The organism is Neptuniibacter caesariensis (assembly GCF_000153345.1).
GTDB classification, from domain to species: Bacteria; Pseudomonadota; Gammaproteobacteria; order Pseudomonadales; family Balneatricaceae; genus Neptuniibacter; species Neptuniibacter caesariensis.
In genome coordinates this window covers 1,865,374-1,887,660 of record NZ_CH724125.1, presented here as the reverse complement: position 1 = coordinate 1,887,660, position 22,287 = coordinate 1,865,374, and the positions used below count along the sequence as shown (strand labels likewise).

Annotated in this window: 20 protein-coding genes; 8 read left to right on the top strand and 12 right to left on the bottom strand. The window is 48.1% G+C overall.

What is annotated here, in order from left to right; translation table 11 throughout:
- Positions 1-12: 12 nt before the first annotated feature.
- The 4 genes from MED92_RS08740 to dksA are packed head-to-tail and all read right to left on the bottom strand — an operon-like array spanning position 13 to position 4,465.
- Positions 13-2,940, bottom strand: coding sequence for a sensor histidine kinase (locus MED92_RS08740; protein WP_007021165.1), 2,928 nt, complete (start codon positions 2,938-2,940; stop codon positions 13-15).
- Positions 2,933-3,103, bottom strand: coding sequence for a hypothetical protein (locus MED92_RS18975; protein ID WP_154715155.1), 171 nt, complete (start codon positions 3,101-3,103; stop codon positions 2,933-2,935). The genes MED92_RS08740 and MED92_RS18975 overlap by 8 nt, the downstream gene beginning before the upstream one ends.
- A gap of 2 nt (positions 3,104-3,105) precedes the next feature.
- Positions 3,106-3,987 carry a tRNA glutamyl-Q(34) synthetase GluQRS gene (gene gluQRS / locus MED92_RS08735; protein ID WP_007021164.1) on the bottom strand — a complete coding sequence of 294 codons (882 nt, stop codon included), beginning with the start codon at positions 3,985-3,987 and terminating at the stop codon, positions 3,106-3,108.
- A gap of 49 nt (positions 3,988-4,036) precedes the next feature.
- On the bottom strand, positions 4,037-4,465 hold the full coding sequence (gene dksA / locus MED92_RS08730; protein ID WP_007021163.1) for an RNA polymerase-binding protein DksA: 429 nt from the start codon (positions 4,463-4,465) through the stop codon (positions 4,037-4,039).
- A gap of 268 nt (positions 4,466-4,733) precedes the next feature.
- On the opposite strand from dksA, the gene MED92_RS08725 reads away from it, so the two are divergent.
- On the top strand, positions 4,734-5,897 hold the full coding sequence (locus tag MED92_RS08725) for a pyridoxal phosphate-dependent aminotransferase (protein ID WP_040662481.1): 1,164 nt from the start codon (positions 4,734-4,736) through the stop codon (positions 5,895-5,897).
- Positions 5,897-6,598 carry a DNA/RNA nuclease SfsA gene (gene sfsA / locus MED92_RS08720; protein WP_007021161.1) on the top strand — a complete coding sequence of 234 codons (702 nt, stop codon included), beginning with the start codon at positions 5,897-5,899 and terminating at the stop codon, positions 6,596-6,598. Before MED92_RS08725 ends, sfsA begins: the two co-directional genes overlap by 1 nt.
- Positions 6,599-6,891: 293 nt before the next feature.
- Here sfsA and MED92_RS08710 read toward each other — a convergent pair whose 3' ends face one another.
- Both MED92_RS08710 and MED92_RS08705 read right to left on the bottom strand, forming a co-directional pair.
- Positions 6,892-7,206 carry a Rieske (2Fe-2S) protein gene (locus MED92_RS08710; protein ID WP_007021159.1) on the bottom strand — a complete coding sequence of 105 codons (315 nt, stop codon included), beginning with the start codon at positions 7,204-7,206 and terminating at the stop codon, positions 6,892-6,894.
- The gene (locus MED92_RS08705) at positions 7,206-8,729 is read right to left on the bottom strand and encodes a bifunctional aminoglycoside phosphotransferase/ATP-binding protein (RefSeq protein WP_007021158.1); all 1,524 of its coding nucleotides are present in this window, start codon (positions 8,727-8,729) and stop codon (positions 7,206-7,208) included. Before MED92_RS08705 ends, MED92_RS08710 begins: the two co-directional genes overlap by 1 nt.
- Positions 8,730-8,774: 45 nt before the next feature.
- Between MED92_RS08705 and mrcB the strand changes: the two genes are divergently transcribed.
- Both mrcB and MED92_RS08695 read left to right on the top strand, forming a co-directional pair.
- The gene (gene mrcB / locus MED92_RS08700) at positions 8,775-11,105 is read left to right on the top strand and encodes a penicillin-binding protein 1B (protein ID WP_007021157.1); all 2,331 of its coding nucleotides are present in this window, start codon (positions 8,775-8,777) and stop codon (positions 11,103-11,105) included.
- Positions 11,093-11,659, top strand: a complete 567-nt coding sequence (locus tag MED92_RS08695) for a hypothetical protein (RefSeq protein ID WP_007021156.1) — start codon at positions 11,093-11,095, stop codon at positions 11,657-11,659. Before mrcB ends, MED92_RS08695 begins: the two co-directional genes overlap by 13 nt.
- A gap of 34 nt (positions 11,660-11,693) precedes the next feature.
- Here the strand turns inward: MED92_RS08695 and MED92_RS08690 are convergent, their stop codons facing one another.
- Genes MED92_RS08690 through MED92_RS08675 form a run of 4 tightly spaced genes read right to left on the bottom strand, consistent with a single transcriptional unit; the run spans position 11,694 to position 15,954 of the window.
- The gene (locus MED92_RS08690) at positions 11,694-12,299 is read right to left on the bottom strand and encodes a hypothetical protein (protein ID WP_007021155.1); all 606 of its coding nucleotides are present in this window, start codon (positions 12,297-12,299) and stop codon (positions 11,694-11,696) included.
- A complete protein-coding gene (hemL, locus tag MED92_RS08685; RefSeq protein ID WP_007021154.1) occupies positions 12,296-13,579 on the bottom strand; it encodes a glutamate-1-semialdehyde 2,1-aminomutase in 1,284 nt (427 codons plus the stop codon). The genes MED92_RS08690 and hemL overlap by 4 nt, the downstream gene beginning before the upstream one ends.
- A 12-nt stretch (positions 13,580-13,591) precedes the next feature.
- A complete protein-coding gene (gene thiE / locus MED92_RS08680) occupies positions 13,592-14,227 on the bottom strand; it encodes a thiamine phosphate synthase (protein WP_007021153.1) in 636 nt (211 codons plus the stop codon).
- A 2-nt stretch (positions 14,228-14,229) separates the two neighbouring features.
- The gene (locus MED92_RS08675; protein WP_007021152.1) at positions 14,230-15,954 is read right to left on the bottom strand and encodes a chloride channel protein; all 1,725 of its coding nucleotides are present in this window, start codon (positions 15,952-15,954) and stop codon (positions 14,230-14,232) included.
- Positions 15,955-16,042: 88 nt separating this feature from the next.
- Here MED92_RS08675 and argC point away from each other — a divergent pair, with 88 nt between their 5' ends.
- The 3 genes from argC (at position 16,043) to MED92_RS08660 (ending at position 18,047) form a co-directional block, all read left to right on the top strand.
- Positions 16,043-17,077, top strand: a complete 1,035-nt coding sequence (gene argC, locus MED92_RS08670) for an N-acetyl-gamma-glutamyl-phosphate reductase (RefSeq protein WP_007021151.1) — start codon at positions 16,043-16,045, stop codon at positions 17,075-17,077.
- A 60-nt stretch (positions 17,078-17,137) separates the two neighbouring features.
- Positions 17,138-17,494: an iron-sulfur cluster insertion protein ErpA gene (gene erpA, locus MED92_RS08665; protein ID WP_007021150.1), complete on the top strand. Its 357-nt coding sequence runs from the start codon at positions 17,138-17,140 to the stop codon at positions 17,492-17,494.
- 100 nt (positions 17,495-17,594) lie between these two features.
- On the top strand, positions 17,595-18,047 hold the full coding sequence (locus MED92_RS08660; RefSeq protein ID WP_007021149.1) for a DsrE family protein: 453 nt from the start codon (positions 17,595-17,597) through the stop codon (positions 18,045-18,047).
- On the opposite strand, the gene MED92_RS08655 is transcribed toward MED92_RS08660, so the two are convergent.
- Positions 18,044-19,150: an anhydro-N-acetylmuramic acid kinase gene (locus MED92_RS08655; protein WP_007021148.1), complete on the bottom strand. Its 1,107-nt coding sequence runs from the start codon at positions 19,148-19,150 to the stop codon at positions 18,044-18,046. The genes MED92_RS08660 and MED92_RS08655 overlap by 4 nt on opposite strands.
- On the bottom strand, positions 19,147-20,499 hold the full coding sequence (locus tag MED92_RS08650; RefSeq protein WP_007021147.1) for an OapA family protein: 1,353 nt from the start codon (positions 20,497-20,499) through the stop codon (positions 19,147-19,149). Before MED92_RS08650 ends, MED92_RS08655 begins: the two co-directional genes overlap by 4 nt.
- 214 nt (positions 20,500-20,713) lie before the next feature.
- Between MED92_RS08650 and tyrS the strand changes: the two genes are divergently transcribed.
- Positions 20,714-22,012, top strand: coding sequence for a tyrosine--tRNA ligase (gene tyrS, locus MED92_RS08645; RefSeq protein WP_007021146.1), 1,299 nt, complete (start codon positions 20,714-20,716; stop codon positions 22,010-22,012).
- The last annotated feature ends 275 nt before the right edge of the window (positions 22,013-22,287 follow it).

The window sequence follows — 22,287 nt, the reverse complement described above, 5'->3', positions numbered from 1 at the left end:
ACCTATATCCCACTATTCCAGGTCGACAGGATCTTCAGTCCATTTCAACCTTGGAAGCGTTATTACCACTTGAGTGCCTTTCTTCTGTTTGTTGTTGGCAGGGCTAATTATTTCAATACTACCATAATGTTCTTCGATTATGTTGTACACCAAAGAGAGTCCTAATCCGGTTCCTTGACCTGGGTCTTTTGTGGTAAAGAAGGGTTCGAATAAACGGTCTTGAGATTCTGCCTCAATTCCGCAGCCCTCGTCGGTGACGCGCAGAGTGACTGTTTCGGTATTTTCCTCTGCATTTAACCAGATTGCATCACCATCCTCAGAGGCGTCACTGGCATTTTGCAGAAGGTTCACAAAGACTTGCTGTATCTGTTGAGGATCACCATTGATGCGCAGATTATCAGGGATCTGATTGATATAGTTTTGTTGCTTACCATGGCTATCAAGGGATAGTAGGTGGATTGCCTCTTCTGCACATTGAGCCAGAGAAACCGGGAGTTGTTCTCGGTCAGCATCCGGCTTCCCGGCATGGGCAAAACGAACCAGAGACTGCACTATACGGCTGATACGTTTAGTCTGATCGACAATATGATCGCCGGTTTCGAGAATATACTCATTGCCTGTTTCCAGTTTCAGGTTCTGCGCAAGGCAGGCGATACCGGTTACCGGGTTGCCTATCTCATGGGCAACACCGGCCGCGAAGCGGCCGATAGAAGCCAGGCGTTCGTTATGAGCGAGTTTATCTTGCATCGACTTATTGTCGGTTTCATCCTCAAGAAGAATCACCATGCCTATATCTCGGCGCTCTTTTAAGATCGATTTGTGCAGGCTAAACCAGTGGGTATGCTCGGCAATAATCAGCTTCTGGCTGATTTGGTGTTCTATGTCAGTTTGCGCAAATTCATAGAGTGTTTGGCACCAGGGGGACTGCTCTTCTGTTAACTGGGAGCCGATAATTTCATCGCCGCTTAGTTGAGTGAGCCTTGCCATTTCGTTGTTCCAGAACAAGACTCTGCCTTCGGTATCCAGAGTGCAAACACCGACAGGAAGTTTCTGAAGGGTTAGCCTGTGGTAACGGCGCATTTCATCGAGTTCGGCTGCCAGGCCAGTTAGCTGCTCCTGATAGTTTTCCAGTTGGTTTTCAATCAGATGAACATTACTGGCCTTGAAGTCCATCGGATCAGTTGGTTGATCTAACGGTTCAAGTAACGCTGCGGCTTCAATGGGGCCCAGCAAACCGGACAGGTTTTGCTCTAAAACGGTTCTGAGGCGAAGCAGGTCTACAGGGCGAATAGTATCGGGTTGTAGATTCATCCCTTCCAGCGCTTTTTGTACCTCTCGTTCCGCCGCTTTTCTACCTAGTCGGCTGGCGAGCAGATTGACATAGTCATCGGTGCGGGAGGCGCGTAGGTCAATTGCGCTGGGTTTTTGTAAAGCATTCCAAAGGCACGCTTGTGCTGCATTACTCTCTTCTGCGGACTGTTTAAACAATAGTGAGACGGCAGTCATTACGACTGTATTTAGCAACAGGGAAAAGATGGCGATCTGGTCCCAATTGTTATTGTCCAGATTGAAAGGAGTTATCTCCAGGGCAGGGGACTCGAAAAGCGGTAATAGCATATTGAACAGCCAGATGCCCATGCCAACGGTGAGCCCGGAAAGCAGGCCCCATCGGTTGGCCTTTGGCCAGAATAGCGTGACCAGTAGACCAGGTAAAAACTGTAGGAAAGCGACGACCGCAACGACCCCCATTTGGTGAAGATCATAGTCATTGCCCACCTGACGGTAGAAAAGGTAGCTGGCCAGAAGCATCGCCATAATCAGGCTGCGGCGTAGCCATAAGAGCCAGGCATAAAATCGGGGTGTTTTGGGTTTTGGGATCAGCGGCAGAATGATGTGGTTTTGTACCATTGAAGCCATGGAAACCGTGGCGACAATCATGATGCCTGTTGCTGCGGATAAGCCGCCGATAAATGCCAGGATCGTCAACCAGCTTGATTCCAGCATCAAACCCATGTTGAGAATGATAAATTGAGCCTCACCGCCAACACCAAGGGATTCACCCGCCCAGAGAATGGGTGGGACAGCGGCAGCTAGCAGGAATAGAAATAGCGGCATTGCCCAGGTGGCTTTATAGAGGGTTTCATCGGAAGCATTTTCTGTAAATAGCATATGAAACATATGCGGCATGACAATCGCAGCGGTAAAGAATGACAACAGCAAAGTTCTCCATGCCTCACTATTCACCGGTGCCTGAAGTTGTTGAATGCTTTCCGGGTGGCTGATAATGAACCCTTCTACTCCAGAAATGCCGCCAAGTACTCCAAAAATTGCGAAACAGGCGATGATGAGTAGGGCGGCTAGCTTAATCAACGATTCGACAGCCATAGCGACCATGAGCCCCTGATGACTTGTTCTTAATGAGGCATGTCGTGCGCCAAACAATATAGAAAACAGGGCAATGACAAAACAGAAGCCCAGTCCGATCTGGTCAGCGCTGAATTGATCATTCAGCAGGTACATGGCATCGGTTACCGCCTGAATCTGAATGGATAGCATCGGTAAGGTAGCAAGTACCGACAGGATCGTTGTGTAGGTGCCCACGCTGCCACTGCGAAAGCGGAAAGCGAAAAGGTCTGAGAGTGAACTTAATTGATAGGTTCGGGTAATACGCAGGATCGGTATCAGAAGTGCGGGACCAAGGACAAAGGTAATGACCGCCCCTAAGTAGGAGCCTAAAAAGTTATACCCTGATTCCTGTGCGAGGCCGAAGGCACCATAGAAAGTCCAGACAGTGGCATAAACGCCAATGGACAGTACGTGGGTGTAAGGGTTGCGGACAATCCGTTTGGGTAGAATGCCACGTTCTGTCAGGTAGGCAGTGCCGAAGAGAAAAAACAGATAGGCGACGCCAATTAATATTAACCAGGGTAAGCTAAACATCCCTGTGCCTCCTCTCAATAATGAAGGCCAGAATGATGACGCATAGCCAGGCGATAAAAGGCAGATACCAAGGGGTGTTTACACTCTGCCAGCTATCAATGACGAGTGGTAAGACCATGTAAATCGCTGGAATAAGCAGTACCAATACGCGGTGAAAGTACATGCTTAATTATCTCCCAGAGCTATGCCCATTGTTTTGGGGAGTTTGTTGATATCCCACTCTTCAATTGCCCAATTCAGGATCTCATGGCGGCTTTTGCAGCTCAGATCTTTAGGTGGTTGTAAATTAAGAAATTGGAGTGCTTTCAGAAGTTCCTGTTCGGGGTCTGCAAGGTTGAGTGCTTTAGCAAAGGTTTGTTTACTTAGCTTTTGGCCCTGAGCGTTGGTGGCAACCGGTATGTGTGCGTAGCTTGGCGTCGGGTAACCGAGTAGCTGTTGCAGATGTATCTGCCGGGCTGTTTCGTCGAGCAGATCTGACCCTCTGACAACATGGGTGATGCCCTGGAGGTAATCATCAACGACCACCGCAAGTTGATAGGCAAATAAACCGTCGCGACGAAATACCACAAAATCGCCGGTTGAATTCAGATTGTAAGCCATGGGCCCCTGAATCATATCCCTGAAACTGATCAGAGAATCCATGCTTTTGACCCTGACCGCGCAACCCTGTTGATCCTTAGGGGGATTGTTCAGGCAGTGTCTGTCATAGACGATATTATCGCAACGCTCGATGATCTGTTTTCTCGAGCAGTTACAATAGTATGCGTGATGTTGGCTAATAAGCTGTTGTAAGGCGTCCTGATAATGATCAAGGCGCTCGCTTTGAAAGCTTAGTTCGCCATCCCAATAAAGTCCGAAGGCTTCGAGAATATCCGGGAATTGATCTTTTACGCCTGCTTGTTCACGAGGGGGGTCAAGGTCTTCAATACGCAGAAGCCATTCACCCTGGTGTGCTCTGGCGTCCAAAAAACTCGCGAGTGCAGCGAGGAGTGAGCCAAAATGAAGTGGCCCGGTTGGTGACGGGGCAAAACGGCCGATATAACTCAAACGTTGTGTTCCAAATTAAGCCAGCCTGATTAAGGCTGGCTTGACTGGGTTAGCCGCCGAGCTGTTTTTCTTTGATTTCAGCCAAAGTTTTGCAGTCGATGCACAGCGATGCTGTCGGACGAGCCTCAAGGCGTCGGATACCAATCTCGATGCCACAGGCATCACAGTATCCATAGTCATCTTCATCGATCAGTTCAAGAGATTCGTTAATCTTCTTGATCAGTTTGCGCTCACGGTCGCGGGTACGAAGCTCAAGGCTGAATTCTTCTTCCTGGCTTGCACGATCGCTTGGGTCAGCGAAGTTAGAAGGCTCTTCTCGAAGATGATGGATGGTACTGTCGACTTCTTCCATCAACTCCTGTTTCCATGCACCTAGAATGGCACGGAAATGGTCCTTATGTTTCTCATTCATGTACTCCTCACCCTCAACAATTGGGTAAGGTTCAAAATGTGTGAAAGATTCGCTCTTGTTTGGCATAAGCGCTGCCTCACTCTCTTTCGTAAGTCATCGACGGATGACTTCACTTGCCTGTGTTAATAATGCAAAAGAATGCATTTAGCATGGAAGGCAGGCAAATTACCAGATGCCATACCGTTTCGCTAGCCCTAAATTCAAATCTGGACATTAAATAGACATCCTATTAGTTTTAGCCCAGCTCCGAACGCTTGTAAATTAAGGGCTTGGGGGAGTTATTCACAAATGGTCTGAGGTATACTGGCGCTTTGTTGTTATAGCGGGTATGAAAATGGTGTTTCGTCCTTCTCAGCGTGTTGCTGAAATAGAATCCTTTAAAGTTATGGACCTTCTCAAGCGAGCTAAGCAGCTGGATGCTGAAGGCTTTGATGTGATCCATATGGAGGCAGGGGAGCCTGACTTTGCAACAGCAGCACCTATTGCTGAAGCTGCTAAGGCTGCTATAGATAAAGGCTTGACCCAATATACGCCTGCCGCGGGCATTCCCGAGTTGAGGACCGCGATAAGTCAGTGGTACAAAACGAAGTACAATCTTGAGATCTCTCCGGAAAGGATCATTGTGACAACCGGTGCTTCCAGTGCACTGTTGATGGTGTTTTCTCTGTTAGCTGATGCGGGACAGTCATTTATGATGGCGGATCCCGGCTATCCCTGTAATCGACAGTTCCTGCAGTTTTTAGATGCGAAATCCCAGCTGGTGGCGGTCAATGCTGAGCAGAACTTTCAGCTTAATGCCCAGCTGATTCGTGATAACTGGTGCCCTGAAACAGCAGGAGCTTTGCTCGCATCTCCGGCTAATCCGACTGGCGCTGTGGTGCACAAGGATGAACTTAGAGCGATCTCCAATCAGATAAAGCAGTTAGGTGGTCATCTGGTGGTTGATGAGCTTTATCATGGGCTGACCTATGGCGATGATGCGCCTTCAGTATTGGAAGTGGATCCGGATGCGTTTGTTATAAACAGTTTTTCAAAATACTTTGGAATGACTGGCTGGCGACTGGGTTGGTTGGTTGCGCCTGAAGCGGCGGCGCCTGAACTGGAAAAACTTGCGCAAAACCTGATGATCTCACCGCATACGGTATCGCAGTATGCAGCTTTAGCGGCTTTTAAGCCTGAATCCTTAGCAATTTTTGAGGAGCGTAAGGCGCAGTTTGAACTTCGCAGAGACCTGCTTGTTAGTGGTCTTCGGGAGCTTAAATTTGATCTGCCAATATCACCGGAAGGTGCGTTTTATGTTTATGCCGGGGCGCAACATCTGACGGATAATACTTACGATTATTGCTGGTCGATGTTGGAAGAGGATCATATCGCGACAACGCCGGGACTGGACTTTGGACGTCACCGTTGTAATGAATTTATCCGCTTCTCTTACACAACCGGATATGACCGTATTGAGTTAATGCTGGATCGTTTACAGAAAAGGATCCATGGCTGATGCGTTTAGAGCAGATGACAGAGGGTCGCCTGATTAAACGTTACAAGCGCTTTCTGGCGGATATTCAACTGCCAGACGGGCAGGAAATTACAGTACATTGCCCGAATACTGGGTCGATGAAAAACTGTGCTGAACCGGGCAGTCGTGTTTGGATTCAGGATAGCGGAAACCCCAAACGTAAATATCGCTTTGGCTGGGAATTGGTTGAAGTTGAGGGGCAATTTCTGGCTTGTATCAACACCGCTCGCGCAAATAAGTTGATCAAAGAAGGTATCGAATCGGGTGTGATAGGCCAACTGCAGGGTTATGGTTCCATACGGCAGGAGGTCAAGTACGGTGAAAATAGCCGGATCGATCTTCTGTTAGAGGACGAGAATAAAGCGCGCACCTGGGTAGAGATTAAAAATGTCACCTTACTTCAAGAAGCCGGACAAGGTGCCTTTCCTGATGCGGTAACTAAACGTGGTGCTAAGCATTTGCAGGAATTGATGGCAATGGTCGAGCAAGGTGATCGGGCCGTTATGTTGTTCTGTGTACCTCATACAGGCATTGATAGGGTGTCGCCTGCGGATCATATAGATCCGGAATATGGGCGGCTGTTACGTGAAGCCCATGCAGCCGGGGTAGAAGTCTTGGCTTACGGGGCGGAAATTACTCCCGAGCAGATTAGAATCAGTCAGGAGCTTCCAGTCATTCTGTAGAGAGAATTGAATGTATGACGCGAGTTTAGATCTTTCGGGAACGGACATGAATCGGGAATTGTGGGCGCTATATTCCGAGCTAACAAACTGCCTTTATGCTATGCAGGCTCAGTCCTGCTCCGTTTCCGAGGTGCTGGCAATCGTAAAGAAAATTCAAGACCTTCAGCCGGAAAGGCGTGAAGGTTATCTCTGACTAAAAGCTCAGCTTTACACTTGTGCGGTTTATTGGGAAGAGCCACTTCGCTATGAGGTGTGTTGGCCTCTGCTGCAGAAAACTTTACAAGAACGGTCGGTTAAATCAGAATGATACTTTCCTGTTCAATCTGGAAAGCGACGGGTGAGAGGCTGTCTTCAACGCAGGGGCCTGAGATGCAGACACCGGTATCTATTCTGAACAGTGCACCGTGTGTGGCGCATTGGATGTAGAGCTTATCGTAGTCAAGGAATTGATCAGGATTCCACTCCAGAGGGATGCTGCGGTGCGGGCAGCTGTTTTCGTAGACATAGACTTCGCCTCTATAGCGAACGGCAAACAGTTTACGGCCTTCAACTTCGTAGCCTTTTGCTCCAGGCTCAGGAATATCAGTTAGTTGGCAGAGCGTATGCATTAGAAAATAACCTCTTGAACCCGCAACTGTTCAAGCAATCGGCTGATTGCATCATCGTCATCAGTATCGATATGGATGGCCATAGTTTGCTCTTCTTCTGTCAGTGGTTGCTGATGCTGGATTTGATCTCGCATAACACGGATATCTGCATCAGAAGCATCATTACCCTCGCTCTCCCGGCGTTTGAGGCGTGCCTCTATCAGCTTCTGCTCACATGTGCAGCTAATGATTCGAATAGGGATATTTAGTTGTTCAGCCAGTTCAATGTAACTCTGGCGTGTGCGCTGTCTGATAAACGTTGCATCAACAATGACTGAATAGCCATTTCTTAGCAGGTCGGCGCTGGTGTCGTGGAGCAGATTAAAGGTGTGGGCATTCATCTGTGGCCCATATAAATCGATCTTTTCACCTTTCAGGCTAAGCTCTCTGAATAATCGCTTTCGTTCGACATCAGAACGGATCCGGATCGTGTCGGTTTGATCAACTAGTTGTTGGCTTAGATGGCTTTTTCCGCTCCCGGAAACGCCATGCATCAAAAACAGGGCCGGTTTAGGGCGGCGGGCATAGTAATCCGTTAAGCGTAAATATCGCCTCAGGGTCTGAATGTCATTCATTCCTCCGAGAACTGCTACTTTTGCTCGAACCATCGAGCGGTAAGCCTTATAAAAGTTCAATAGTGGTAGGGCCTGATAGTCACCACTAATTTCAAGGTAACGGTTTAGACAGCGATTCGCCCAACGGAATTCACCATTCGCTTCAAGGTCCATCAGAAGAAAGGCGAGGTCGCATATGGTATCTATCCAGCGGAACTGAAGGTTGAACTCAATACAATCAAAAAGGCGAAGTTCCTCGTGAAAGAGTGTGATGTTAGCCAGATGCAGATCACCATGACACTCACGAATATGACCTTGCTGTTTACGGGTCTCAATTAACGGCGTGAGTCTGCGGAACTGTTGGGCAGTATAATTAGACAGATGCTGAACTTTTTGACAGTCATCCAGATCTGAAATCACATCCGTAATGTGGGTGAAATTATCCGAAACGACATCCCAGATCGTCTCAGCTTCACCCCAGGGGCTGTCCTGAGCGACGATCGGTATTCGGCTATGAAACTCCGCAATTTTTTCAGCAAGCGTGTCGATCCAGCTGGCTTCAAAGCGTTTGTTGTTCAGTAGCAGATCGAGCCGTTGCTGATGATCGAATTGAGTCATTTTGACAGCAAACTCTATCGCATCTTCACTAGTCGCGTTAAATACCGGTGCTTCAGGAGAGCCGCCAATTGTGATGACTTCTAGATAAATATCAGGGGCCAGACGCTGATTAAGGCGCAATTCTTCTTCGCAGAAGTGCTGACGTTTCTCGAGCGTGGTAAAATCCAGAAAACCAAAATCGACCGGCTTTTTAATCTTATAGGCATACTCGCCTGTTAAGATCAGCCAGGATATATGGGTTTCTATCACCTCGATCTTGTCGACGGGGTGTGGATAAAAATCCGGTTGTTGTAAAGAGTCGATTAACGTCATAAATCTATTAGGTAACCTGCTAAGGAAAGGCATTATACTGAGCCGATGGCAAAAAAGAGAGCACCAAAATCGTCAAGTCGTGGCAAATCCGTTAAAAAGCCACGCAGTTTCCTGAAAAAACTATTCATTTTCCTGTTTAAACTATCCTTGCTGGGCATAGTTATTGGCGGGATCGGCCTGATTTATCTTGATGTCCAGGTTAAGCAAAAATTTGAAGGTAAACGTTGGGCATTACCGGCTAAGGTTTATGCTCGTCCGTTAGAGCTGTATCCAGGGCAGGTACTGGATCGTCAAGCGTTCAAAGCAGAGCTTAAAGGTCTGGGATATCGGTTTGTTAACCGGGCTGATAAGCCTGGTATGGTTGAATGGGCTTCCAGTCGCGCCCGGGTTTATACCCGAGGCTTTAGTTTTCCGGATGCTGATGAATCGGCTCAACGTTTGTTACTTACCTTTCGGGGGGATCAACTGGCGTCGATAAAAGATGATCGTGGTCAACCGGTGAATCTGAGTCGCTTAGAGCCAATTTTAATTGGCGGAATTTACCCCAGAGATAATGAAGATCGTGATCTGATTCGTTTAGATCAAGCGCCTCAATATCTGATCGATGCGCTCATTCAGATTGAAGACCGTGATTACTATGAGCATTTTGGTATTTCGTTACGCGGTATTGCTCGTGCTATGTGGGTCAATATTAAGGCTAAGCGTTTTGTTCAGGGTGGAAGTACGCTGACGCAACAGCTCATTAAGAACTTCTATCTGACGTCTGATCGTACCTTGGCGCGTAAGCTGATGGAGATCCCAATGGCCGTGTTGCTGGATCTTCATTACGACAAAGATGAAATTCTTGAAGCTTATCTGAATGAAGTGTACCTGGGGCAATCTGGTGCCAGAGCTGTGCATGGTTTTGGCCTGGCCAGTCAATACTATTTTGCCCAACCTATTCATGAGTTAAAGCTTCATCAGGTTGCACTGTTGGCCGGTATGGTTAAAGGACCATCTTATTATGATCCGCGCCGGCAGCCTGAAAGGGCGAAAAAGCGTCGTGATCTGGTGCTGAAAGTGTTGCAGGAGCAGGGTGCTATTTCAATGAAGCAGCGCCTCGATGCCGAGAAACAGCCTTTAGGTGTTGTGAAACAGAAAAGCTTGCATAAAGGGGGCTACCCGGCGTACCTGGATCTGGTTAAACGTCAGCTTCGCGAGGAGTATCCTGAAGAGGTGCTTAGCTCTGAAGGGCTGCGGGTTTTCACTAGTTTGGACCCGATGGTTCAGGCTAATACGGCAGCGGCTTTGACTCAGACAATTGCTAAACTACAAAAACGCTATGGTAAGCCTGTGATTGATCTGCAAGGGGGGATTGTTGTAACTGATCCTCAAACAGGTGAGGTGCTGGCGTTGGTTGGCGGGCGAAACGCCCGTTACCAGGGGTTCAATCGGGCCCTTGATGCACGCCGTCCGATAGGTTCATTGGTTAAGCCAGCTGTCTTCCTGGCGGGGCTTGAAGAAGGGTATACCCTATCAACAATGCTGGATGATCAGCCGATCAGCGTGCCTTTGTCAGATGGTTCAAGCTGGGTGCCGCAGAACTTTGATCGGGTGAGCCACGGTAAAGTGCCGCTTTATCTTTCGTTAGCGAAATCTTACAACCAGAGCACCGCGCAACTGGGTATGGATGTCGGCCTTTCAAATGTCATTGATCTGCTTGAGCGTTTAGGGATTGAGCGTGATCCGAAACCTTACCCGTCACTCTTGCTTGGAGCAGAGTCGATGAGCCCCTTTGAGATTGCTGCGATCTATCAGACCATTGCTGCAAACGGATTCCGAACACCGATGCGTGCGATTCGTTTAGTCACGGATGTTGAGGGGAATGAGTTATCCAGATATCCGTTTGAGGTTAAGCAGGTGGTGTCAGCTGAAAATATGCATCTGATTCAATATGCATTGCAAGCTGTAACCCGTGAAGGCACTGGGCGCTATGTATATAGCCGTCTTCCGGCCGGGTTAAATGTCGCAGGCAAAACCGGTACAAGTAATGATCAGCGAGATAGCTGGTTTGCCGGTTTTGCGGGTGATCGCTTAGCGGTAGTCTGGTTAGGCTTAGATGATAATAAAAAACTGCCATTTACCGGTTCCGGAGGCGCTTTAAGGGTTTGGACCGAATTGATGGTTAAGGAACAACCTCAACCATTTATGGCGTATCAACCTGAAGATATTGAGTATCACTGGATTGAAGAAAAAACCGGTAGGGTTGCTGCCGAACACTGTCAGGGTGTGCGACAATTGCCGTTCATAAAAGGTACAGCTCCGCAGGAATATGCTGAGTGTGCTAATCGACAGCAAAGTGAGTCACTGGATTGGTTCAAACAATGGTTCAGGTAAATAAACGTAGTAAGGCGCTGCTTGTTACTCTACTGGTAACGGGCTTGGCTGGATGTGTAAGTGGAACAGGAGGCTATCGCCCTCCGGTTGAGGATAGAGCCGGTTCAGGCGGTGTTGTCCAGTCAGTTGAACCTGCTGCAAGAGGGGTAGATATGAGCCCTGCGGTTGTTCGCCAATCTCGTACTGAACAGCCGGTTGCTGTGCCTGTGCCAACGCCAGTGACGACGAGAGCAAAGAACCCTGCGGTCATTGCCTTGTTGGATACTGCTAATCGCCAGAAGGTAAACGGGGCGATGCAAGCAGCAGAAAGTAGTCTTGAGCGGGCGCAGCGAATTGCTCCTCGTGATCCAGAGATCTATTACCAATGGGCAGATATTCGCCGTTTGGAAGGTCGTTGGCTTCAGGCTGAACAGTTAGCGCTTAAAGGCACGAATATGGCGATAGGTGATGCGATTATGCTGCGTCGTCTGTGGCTATTGATTGCTGATATTAAAGACAGCTCAGGCGATCGTTCTGGTGCGCAAAAGGCCAGGCAAAAAGCGTTGAGTTATTAACAAAAGGCCAGATCTATGATCTGGCCTTTTTTACTTAGGCATTGCTGCGGTTGGTTTTAGGTATTGTTGCGCCAATGAGTATTAAGAAAACACTCAAACCAGTAGCGAAAAAGCCTGCGTCTTGTTGATCCGGGATTAAGCTTGTCGGGCTATATACCAATAAGCTTATAGCCAGGGTGACTGCTGCGAGAGTGCCTGCCACTTTACAGGCTAAAGCTTGCAAGCGAAGAGCGCTAATCAGAATGGCTCCGGCACTTAGCGCAGCCATGATCTGGCTGTATTCAATACCAACTTCACTGCGCCGACAAAGCTCAAAGAGAGCAAACAGGGCGAGTAGCCATCTTCCCCAGGCCGCCCGGCTCCACTCATATTTCCATGCGCTATCAACCATCGCGCTAGCAATGAGAGGAATCGCAGCGTAATAAGCCAGGTTATCTAAGATTCGCTTTAGTGTTTGTGTGTCCTGATCAGGACTTTGAAGCAAAATGTTGCCAGCTGCAGCACAAGCAATAAAAGCGGCCGATAAACTGATGACCATACTCGCAGTATGGTCACGGCTCTCGCCTTGTTTATAGCTACGGCCTGCTAAGTAGAGGGCGCAGATAATCAAAAGGCAGTTGGTTAGAAACAGACTGCTCATTTCAGGCTGGCAAAAACCTGATCTGCTGCGGCTAATGTTGCTTCAATGTCATCCTGAGTGTGTGCAGCAGAAACGAAACCAGCTTCAAATGCAGAAGGCGCCAGGTACACACCTTGTTCAAGCATGCCATGGAAGAATTTGGAGAAACGATCAGCATCACATTTCATCGTTTCAGCAAAGCTTGTGACTTTTTCCTGCTCGGTGAAGAATAAGCCGAACATGCCGCCAACTCGGCTAGTGGTAAATGGAATACCGTTTGCCATAGCGACTGCCTGAAGTCCTTCAGTGAGAAGCTCTACTTTGGCGCCAAGCTGCTCATAGAAGCCTGGCTCGGATACTGCGTTAAGCATCGCCAGACCTGCTGCCATTGCTAATGGGTTACCTGAAAGGGTCCCTGCCTGATAGACCGCTCCAAGCGGGGCGATATGCTCCATAATCTCTTTCTTACCACCAAAGGCGCCGACAGGAAGGCCGCCGCCAATGACTTTGCCAAGCGTTGTCAGGTCTGGCTGAACGTTATAGACAGATTGAGCACCACCCAGAGCAACACGGAATCCGGTCATGACTTCGTCAAAAATCAGAACAGTGCCGTATTCATCGCAGACTTCACGAAGGCCCTCAAGGAAGCCCGGAACAGGAGGAATACAGTTCATGTTACCGGCAACCGGTTCAACAATGATGCATGCGATCTGATCACCCATCTCGGCGAATGCTTTGCGGACGCTTTCGATGTCATTGTGGGTGAGTGTTATTGTGTGTTCAGCTAGCGAAGCGGGTACGCCCGGCGAACTTGGTTCACCCAGAGTTAGCATGCCAGAACCAGCTTTTACTAATAGCGAGTCAGAGTGACCGTGGTAGCAGCCCTCAAACTTTACAATTTTGTCTCGCTTGGTATAGCCGCGAGCCAGGCGGATTGCACTCATGGTTGCTTCAGTACCTGAGCTGACCATGCGTACCATATCCAGTGATGGCATGATCTCGCAGACTTTATTAGCCATCTCGATCTCAATTTCTGTAGGCGCGCCGAAGCCCAGGCCATTATCCAGAGAATTGCGAACCGCATCGATAACAGCGCTGTTACAGTGGCCCAGAATCATGGGGCCCCATGAGCCGACATAATCGATATATTTGTTATCGTCTTCATCAAACAGGTAGGCCCCTTCACCGCGTTTGAAGAAAACCGGTGTTCCGCCCACACCTTTGAAGGCTCGAACCGGGGAGTTAACGCCGCCTGGAATATGTACTTGAGCTGCCTGAAAGAGTTCTTCTGAACGGGACATCTTTTATTCTCTCTAAATTCTGTTGCTGAATTGCTGGTGGAATTGTTGCGCGGTTGCTTTGATATTGTTCTGCGCATAAAGCGCATGAATGACAGCAACCATATCGGCACCTGCATCAATAATCTGGGCTGCATTATCCACGCTAATGCCTCCAATCGCTACTATTGGAAGGTTTACTTCATGCTTAGCCTGCATTAATAGCTCTAAAGGGGCGGGTGTCGCATTAGGTTTAGTCTTAGAAGGGAAGAATGCGCCAAAGGCAATATAATCCGCACCTTCGGCTGCCGCCTGCAGTGCAAAAGCTAATGAGTCATGGCAGGTTACCCCGATAATGGCTTGTTCACCAAGCATCTCACGGGCTTCAGGGATGGCCCCGTCGCTTTGGCCTAAATGAACACCTGCGGCTCCAATTCCCGCTGCTAACCCTGCATCATCATTAATTAAAAGAGGAATTTTGTGGTTTTGGCAGAGGTGATTAACGGCCGAGGCTTGCTCAACTCTTTTTTGTAAGTCGGAAGACTTATCGCGGTACTGAATAATTTTCGCACCGCCTTTAATGCTTTGCTCTACTTTTTTAAGCATGACCTCGGTCGAGGGCATTAATTCGGCATCGGTTATCCCATAAAGGCCTTGTAGCTGATACTGCATAATTAGCTTTTCCGGTAAAACTCTTCTATCTGGTCGCGGGTTAATAGCCCGATGACCTGTTCATTGTTGTCTCTGATACAGAGTGCGTCCATGCCGTCGGCTGTCATTTTGTCTAATGCCTGTTGCAGTGTCGCTTTGGTATCGATAAAACCTGTGTCCAGACGAAGACCGGGGATGTTCAGCATATCGATATCGCTTGTATCCGATGCAATATCGCGTGTCGTTGAATGTAGGTCACCAGGTGACAGCAGGGTGTATCTGCCCTTGTTGTTAATAACTATCCAGCTGGGCTCAGTGTCTAAAGCGCTTTTCGCTCCTGCACAGGATATGATTGGATCACACTTTACAAAGCTGGTGCTCATAAGGCTTTGCACGGCGGCACTGCTTAATACTCGGGTGAGTGGTTGGTACCTGTAGTCCATTCCCTGGAGATTCATGCTCGTCACAAAAATGGAAGGCATGTTAAAGACATACCTGGCGATCAAATTCGATACGACAATGGATATCATGGCAGGGAAAATAATGTTTGGGTTTCCTGTGAGTTCCAATATTGCAACCAGTGCTGCCATGGGAGCGTTAGCGACAGCACCCATCATGCTCCCCATTCCCAGTAAAGCGTAAAAACCGGGGTTGGCGACTTGCTCATTAACTGCGCCGGCTCCGAGTATCCCCAGAAGGCCTCCTGCAATGGCGCCGATAAAAAACGTCGGGCCAATCAAGCCAGCGGGTATACCAAGGCCAAGAACAACCGGGGTTAGCAAGCATTTAGCTATCAGTATTGCTATTAAAATGCCGAGTCCTAGTTCTCCATTCAGAACGGAAGTGACGGTATCGTAACCCACCCCCATTACTTGAGGTACGAACACCGCAACACTACCGGTGAAGAGCCCAGCAATGATTAACTTTGTTTTGTACGTTAAAACGGAATGATCGGACCAGCGCATTGTCTCACGCATCAGTGAGATAAAGGCTACCGCAAGCAGGCCGATCATGCCGCCAAGAAACGCGACGTAGGGAATCTCACTTAACGATTCTATCTGCATTGCAGGAACAGTAAGCACTAACTCCTGGCCGAACATAAATTGCATAACCAGCGCGCCTGTAGCTGCCGCGACCATAACCGGCATGAAGCCGATCACAGTGTACTCGAGTAGGACAACTTCCATCGCGAATACAACACCGGCTAAAGGGGTGTTAAAAGTGGCAGCAATCCCCGCGGCTGTTCCGCACCCGGCTAGAATGCGCAATGTGTTGTTAGGTAGATTCAGTTTTTGGCCTAACTGACTGCCGCAGGTCGCGCCTAAATGGATCGCAGGCCCCTCTTTCCCGACCGAGTGCCCAAACAGAAGTGCTGTTGATGCGGTTAGAAACTGAACAATGGCATTTTTTAAAGGAAGATTGCTTTGGTGATAAGCCATACGCTCAAGTAAATGGGTAACACCGACTTTCCTTGTTAGAGGCGTGACCCTGGAAAGTATAGCGATGATGATCAGGCTACCTATCACAGGTAAAAAGAAGTGGTACCAGCCTGATAGTTCTTCGAAGTTTTCGCTCTCACCGCCCGGTAATAGGTGAGCTAAGGGAACTTCTAAAAGAAGACGAAAACTACCTAACACGACTCCGCAAAGCAGGCCGCAGATAATCCCAAGGACCACCATTTGCGGCAGTGCTTCACTGTGCGCAAGACGGTGACGGAAGTGTTCCATTGAAAAAGCGTTACGAAACATGGAGTAGTTTTACTTATTAATAGTCATTGTCTGGGTTGCTTTGTAGTATTATACGTTACCAGTTTTTCATCCCTTATGAGAGGTTACTGTGATTAAGGTCGGTATTGTAGGTGGAACCGGTTACACCGGTGTTGAGTTACTTCGTTTGTTGGCAAATCATCCACAGGCTAAAGTTGAGGTGATTACTTCCCGTTCTGAGGAAGGTGTTAGCGTGGCTGACATGTATCCAAACTTGCGAGGACACCACGATCTGCGATTCACCGTCCCTGATGTGGAAACTTTGAGCGGTTGCGATGTGGTTTTCTTTGCAACGCCGCACGGTGTTGCTATGAATATGGCGGCTGAACTGGTTGGTAAAGGTGTGCGGGTCATCGATCTGGGTGCGGATTTCCGTATTAAAGACCTGGAGCTTTGGTCTCAGTGGTATGCAATGGAACATACACAGCCTGAAATGGCTGAATTAGCGGTTTATGGTCTTCCAGAAGTTAACCGTGAACAGATTAAAGATGCACAGTTGATTGCTTGCCCAGGTTGCTACCCGACAGCTACGCAGCTTGCATTCCTGCCTCTGCTGGAAAATACGCTGATCGATCACCGTCGCCTGATTGCTGATTGTAAATCTGGAGTCAGTGGTGCTGGGCGTGGCGCTAAAGTAGGTATGCTGCTTTGTGAAGCTAGTGAGAGCATGATGGCTTATGGTGTGCATGGACATCGTCACCTTCCAGAGATCAAGCAGGGCTTAGCGCTAGCGGCAGAGCGTCCAGTACATTTAACATTTGTACCGCACCTGACGCCCATGATTCGTGGTATTCATTCGACCTGCTATGGCGTGCTTAAAGATCCTGTTGATCACGATTTACAGGCGATGTTTGAAGAGCGTTATGCTGATGAGCCGTTTGTAGATGTGATGCCAGCGGGTAGCCATCCGCAGACGCGTAGCGTGAAAGGGGCGAATATGTGCCGGATCAGCGTGCATCGTCCACAGGGTGATGACACCGTAGTTGTGCTATCGGTTATCGATAACCTGGTTAAAGGTGCAGCGGGCCAGGCTGTTCAAAATATGAATATTATGTTCGGTTTTGAAGAAACGGCCGGGCTTAATATTGTTGGGTTGATGCCTTAATACTTGACTGAATTGCTTGGTTAAGGTAATAATGCGCCCAGCAAATGTGAGTATGGTCTTATGATAGAAACAGTTGAACCAGGTCTAGAGCAGGAAATGGCGTTTACCGCGTCTGCAGCTGCAAAAGTTAAATCGCTAATCGAAGAAGAAGAGAACGATAGCCTGAAGCTACGCGTATTTATTACGGGTGGTGGCTGTGCAGGCTTCTCCTATGGTTTTACCTTCGATGAAAGCGCTGCCGATGACGATACCGTGATTGAGCGTGATGGTGTAACAATGGTGGTTGATCCAATGAGTTTCCAGTATCTCGTTGGTTCTGAAGTCGATTTCAAAGAAGGGCTGCAAGGTTCTCAGTTTGTTATCAACAACCCTAACGCAACGACAACTTGTGGTTGCGGCTCCTCTTTCTCTATCTAAATCCCTGCTGAAAATAGGTTATGGGCTTGCAAGTTCATAACCTATTCATATACCTTTTGCTCTTATATAAGTGATTTCTAAGATCCTTTCGGGGGCATTAATGCGGTTTTTGGCGAACTTTTTTCTCTTTATCTGTGTTTCCTTTTCAGTTCAAGCTGAGCCTCAGCAGTCGCCGGTTGCGCCTGAAGTGCAAAATTCCCGCTATCTGGCGCTGATCAAGAAGAATTCCCCTAGTGAAGTAGAGATGCTCTTTAAGCGAGCAAGTATGCTGGCTGAAGAGGTTGATAATCTGAGTTCTTACGAACCGATTGTATTTGTGCTTCATGGGGATGAGGCGCATGCTTTCCGGCATCGCAATATGGATCAGTACAAAGATTTGCTCGCTTTGGCCCAGCGTCTAGAGGCGAATAATGTGATCGATATTCGGATCTGTGAAACCTGGATGCGCATCAATGGGGTAGAGCGTTCCGAACTTCCTGATTTTGTCGATACAGTGCCGCTTGGGCCGGCAGAGGAAGTTCGCTTACGTCGGGATGGTTATCTCTATTTCTAAGCCTGGTATATAGCCCCTAGAATACGATTGCCCTTTGCGCCTGTTACCGATGGGGCATTACCGCAAGAGCCCCCCAGGCAGCATTTGGCCAGCCAGGCAAAAGCCGCTGCTTCCATCCAATCTGCATCTATACCTGCTTTATCACTGGTCTGCATGACTACATTTGGTAGAAGGTCTTGAATGCGTTGGGTTAGTTGGTGGTTTCTGCTGCCTCCACCACATACGAATAAGTCATACTGATCGCAGTTAACATACTTATTAAGCGCATCGGCAATGGTTGCAGCTGTTAGCTCTAGCAGGGTTCGCTGGACATCCTTATTGGCGATATCTTGATGTGTCGCCAGGGTGTTCTGCAGCCACGCCAGATTAAACTGTTCTCGTCCTGTGCTTTTGGGTGGCGCTTCTTGAAAATAATCAAGGCTCAGCAGGTCATTAAGCAGTGCGGAATTGATCTTGCCGCTCGAAGCCCAGGCTCCATCTTTGTCAAATGGTAGGCCTTTGATCTCATTGATCCAGGCATCCAATAGTATGTTTCCCGGTCCGGTATCGAATCCACTAATGGCTTTGGTTGGGTCCTGCGGAAGATGAGTTATGTTTGCCATGCCCCCGATATTGAGAAGGACACGGTCCATGTCGGGGTTGTGTAGCATCGCCTGATGGAATGCAGGTACCAAAGGGGCACCCTGGCCGGCAGCGGCCATATCACGACGTCTGAAATCAGCAATGGTGGTAATGCCGGTGCGCTCTGCAATAATGTTTGGATCGCCAATCTGTAGAGTAAAGCCGTGCTCGGGGCGATGGCGAATCGTTTGACCATGGCTACCAATTGCTGCAATGGATTCAGCTTTTAGTCCATTCTTCTGTAAAAGTTGCATTACAGAATGTGAAAAGAGTTCACCCAGTTGAATGTCTATCTGGCCCATCAGATCGATTTCGCGATCTCCGGGCTGGGTTAAACGTAAAATCTGCTGTTTAAGGTCACTGGGGAATGGCTCGCTATGGCTGGCAATAATATGACAGTCAGGCGTAAAGCGAACGGCAACTGCATCAATGCCGTCCAGGCTAGTACCTGACATCAGGCCAATATAGATATTTGCGGTCATTTTACTGTCTGGCTGTTTGCTGCCAATGTTGTTGCCTGATATGTCTCTAGCTGAGCAAGCATTGTACTGGCCGCCGTCTTGAAAGCGCTCTTTTCACTTTTGGCAATCGGTGATGCTTGCGGAAGCTTCACAGTTAACGGGTTTTTATGAACGCCGTTTAGACGGAATTCGTAATGCAGATGAGGCCCGCTTGCTAGGCCGGTTTTTCCGACAAAGCCGATGACCTGGCCCTGTTTAACGCGAGTACCGTTTTTCTGGCCGCGCTTAAAGCTATTCATGTGTGCATAGAGCGTGGTGATGTTGCTGCCGTGTTGAACGATCACAACATTGCCATACCCGCCCTTACGGCCACGGAAGATGATCTTGCCATCCCCGGCCGCTTTTATCGGTGTGCCGGTTCGAGCAGCGTAGTCGACGCCTTTGTGAGCTCGGATTCGGTTAAGCACAGGGTGTTTTCGTTTCAGGTTAAACCGAGAGCTGATACGGGCAAAGTCGACAGGGGAGCGAAGGAAGGCTTTACGCATGCTATACCCTTCAGGGGTGTAATAACTGCTGTCGCCATCAATAGTTGTGTATCGTAAAGCGGTAAACTGTTTCCCACGGTTAGTGAATTGGGCAGCAATAATAGGGCCTTCGCCAATTTTTTCACCATCGAGAAACTTCTCTTCATAGATCAGGCTGAAGTGATCCCCTTTACGAATGTCGAGTACAAAATCCACATCCCAGCCAAATATGCTGGAAAGCTCCATGATCTTTTTGCTGGATAATCCTGCTTCTTCACCGGCAAGAAATAGAGAGTCCTTAATGGTACCTGAGGTATAGCGTTGTTTGAGGCTCGGTTCGCGAATGACTTCGGTAACTTGGTAGCCTGTATCTGATTCAATCAGGTGGGTTTGTTTAAGCTTAGATTGAATATGCTTAAGTTGAGTAAGCTTGCCGTTTTGAATAAGGAAAGAGAATTCTTGTCCAGGGAAAATCCGGGTAAAAGCTTTTTGGGATTTTCCTGCGTTTGCAACGCGAAAGACATCGCGGTTACTCAGACCTGCTTTCTTGAAGATACTTGTGAGATTGTCACCCGAGCCGACTGTGTAGGTTACCCAGTTTTCTTGGGCAGGTAATGGATCAGCTTCTGGCGTAGTGAGATTGTTCGCGCCAGATTTAGCGGGCGCTGTATCTGAGATGGAAATAACCTTAAGCGGAAGTGGTGCGGGCAGATCACCGCGCATGGCCTCAACTTCCTGAGACGGTAGTAAAGTTAATGTCAGGCTTAAAATAAAAACACACGCACTGACAGCTACCAGGTGCACAGTCGGAAACTGCCCCCGGAGTTTATGAAAGCGATTAAGCACCCTGTTCCCCTTCGTTATAGCTTTTATTGGGCTGCTAAATAAACGCGCATTATGCCATTTAATAACAATAATGTCGGCGTATTTGATCAAAACTTAAGCACAGCTTAACCAAAATCAACTTAAGAATAGAAAGAACGGGTTTGTTTGCAGGGCGAGCTGCGGCTAAAATAGCGGCTCTTTTATATAGCCAATACTCAAAGGGCACAGTAAAGCAATGAGCGAAACACTCTTACAAGACCTTAAAGCGCGCGGACTGGTTGCGCAGATGACCAGTGAAGAAGAACTGGAAAAACATCTTGCTGAAGGCAGTGTGACACTCTATTGCGGCTTTGATCCGACAGCCGATAGTCTGCATATTGGTAGCCTTGTTCCACTACTGACATTAAAACGCTTTCAGGAGTTTGGTCATAAGCCGCTGGCGCTGGTGGGCGGTGCAACTGGTTTGATCGGCGATCCAAGCTTTAAGGCTCAGGAACGCAAGCTGAACGATGATTCAACGGTTGCTGGCTGGGTGGAGAAGCTGAAGGCGCAGGTGAGTGCGTTTGTTGACTTTGAAAGTGGCGCTAACAGCGCAGAAGTAGTGAATAACCTGGATTGGACGCAGAATGTAGATATCTTGTCATTCTTGCGCGATATCGGTAAGCATTTCTCTGTCAATCAGATGATCGCAAAAGAATCGGTGAAACAACGCATCGATCGTGAAGGTGAAGGTATCTCCTTCACTGAATTTACCTACATGATTCTTCAGTCATATGATTTCCAGCAACTGAATGCGTCCCATAACTGTACATTGCAGATTGGTGGATCTGACCAGTGGGGTAACATTACCGGTGGTACAGAACTAACTCGTCGTATGAATGGCAATCAGGTATTTGGTCTGACGCTGCCACTGATTACAAAATCAGATGGTACTAAGTTTGGTAAGACAGAATCTGGAACAATCTGGCTGGATGCAAATAAAACTTCGCCATACGCTTTCTATCAGTTCTGGTTACAGACAGCAGATGCGGACGTATACCGTTTTCTGAAGTACTTTACCTTCCTTTCTGTGTCGGAAATCGACGCGCTGGAAAAAGAAGATGCTGAAAGGCAGGGGCGTCCTGAAGCTCAACGTGTATTGGCTGAAGAAGTTACACACCTGGTACATGGTGAAGAAGGTCTGGCTGCAGCTAAACGTATTACTGAAGCATTGTTCTCAGGAGATACTTCTAATCTGAGTGAGCAGGACTATGCTCAGTTGGCTCAAGACGGCTTGCCTTCATCTGAATTGGATGTATCTGCTGTGGCAGAGCAGCCTTTGACAACAATTCTGTCGGATGCGGGTATGGCGCCAAGTGGGAAACAGGTTAAAGATGCTCTTCAACGTAACGCAGTTATTGTTAATGGCAAGGCGCATGGGCTTGATGACATTATGAATGCGACGGGTGTCTTTTCGAAAGACGCAGCCCTGTTCGAGAGATATTTCCTGGTTAAACTAGGTAAAAAGAAACACCATCTGTTCTGGTTAGTGTAATAGCTAACGAATAGATTATTTAATCATCCTATAAAGGCGCTTCTAAAGCGCCTTTTTTATTTCTAATCGCTGTCTCTGAGCTGAGTTTGTACACCAAATAATCAGCTCTGATTGTTCTTTAATCGATTTAAACGGTTTCTTCACTTTTTTACGGTTTTTTTAAGTTTTTTTACATTGGGGTGTTGACCCTTTCTGAGATGTCTGTAGAATTCGCCGTCCTTGCTTAGGGAGGCCGCAAATTAAGGCGGCTTTTGAACTGAGTTAAGGGCTGAGTA

What these genes read in the sequence shown, in the direction of transcription:
- MED92_RS08740 (WP_007021165.1), bottom strand. Translation starts at nt 2,940, where the DNA reads ATGTTTAGCTTACCCTGGTTAATATTAATTGGCGTCGCCTATCTGTTT.
- MED92_RS18975 (WP_154715155.1), bottom strand. Translation starts at nt 3,103, where the DNA reads ATGTACTTTCACCGCGTATTGGTACTGCTTATTCCAGCGATTTACATG.
- dksA (WP_007021163.1), bottom strand. Translation starts at nt 4,465, where the DNA reads ATGCCAAACAAGAGCGAATCTTTCACACATTTTGAACCTTACCCAATT.
- MED92_RS08725 (WP_040662481.1), top strand. Translation starts at nt 4,734, where the DNA reads ATGGTGTTTCGTCCTTCTCAGCGTGTTGCTGAAATAGAATCCTTTAAA.
- sfsA (WP_007021161.1), top strand. Translation starts at nt 5,897, where the DNA reads ATGCGTTTAGAGCAGATGACAGAGGGTCGCCTGATTAAACGTTACAAG.
- MED92_RS08710 (WP_007021159.1), bottom strand. Translation starts at nt 7,206, where the DNA reads ATGCATACGCTCTGCCAACTAACTGATATTCCTGAGCCTGGAGCAAAA.
- MED92_RS08705 (WP_007021158.1), bottom strand. Translation starts at nt 8,729, where the DNA reads ATGACGTTAATCGACTCTTTACAACAACCGGATTTTTATCCACACCCC.
- mrcB (WP_007021157.1), top strand. Translation starts at nt 8,775, where the DNA reads ATGGCAAAAAAGAGAGCACCAAAATCGTCAAGTCGTGGCAAATCCGTT.
- MED92_RS08695 (WP_007021156.1), top strand. Translation starts at nt 11,093, where the DNA reads ATGGTTCAGGTAAATAAACGTAGTAAGGCGCTGCTTGTTACTCTACTG.
- MED92_RS08690 (WP_007021155.1), bottom strand. Translation starts at nt 12,299, where the DNA reads ATGAGCAGTCTGTTTCTAACCAACTGCCTTTTGATTATCTGCGCCCTC.
- hemL (WP_007021154.1), bottom strand. Translation starts at nt 13,579, where the DNA reads ATGTCCCGTTCAGAAGAACTCTTTCAGGCAGCTCAAGTACATATTCCA.
- thiE (WP_007021153.1), bottom strand. Translation starts at nt 14,227, where the DNA reads ATGCAGTATCAGCTACAAGGCCTTTATGGGATAACCGATGCCGAATTA.
- MED92_RS08675 (WP_007021152.1), bottom strand. Translation starts at nt 15,954, where the DNA reads ATGTTTCGTAACGCTTTTTCAATGGAACACTTCCGTCACCGTCTTGCG.
- erpA (WP_007021150.1), top strand. Translation starts at nt 17,138, where the DNA reads ATGATAGAAACAGTTGAACCAGGTCTAGAGCAGGAAATGGCGTTTACC.
- MED92_RS08660 (WP_007021149.1), top strand. Translation starts at nt 17,595, where the DNA reads ATGCGGTTTTTGGCGAACTTTTTTCTCTTTATCTGTGTTTCCTTTTCA.
- MED92_RS08655 (WP_007021148.1), bottom strand. Translation starts at nt 19,150, where the DNA reads ATGACCGCAAATATCTATATTGGCCTGATGTCAGGTACTAGCCTGGAC.
- tyrS (WP_007021146.1), top strand. Translation starts at nt 20,714, where the DNA reads ATGAGCGAAACACTCTTACAAGACCTTAAAGCGCGCGGACTGGTTGCG.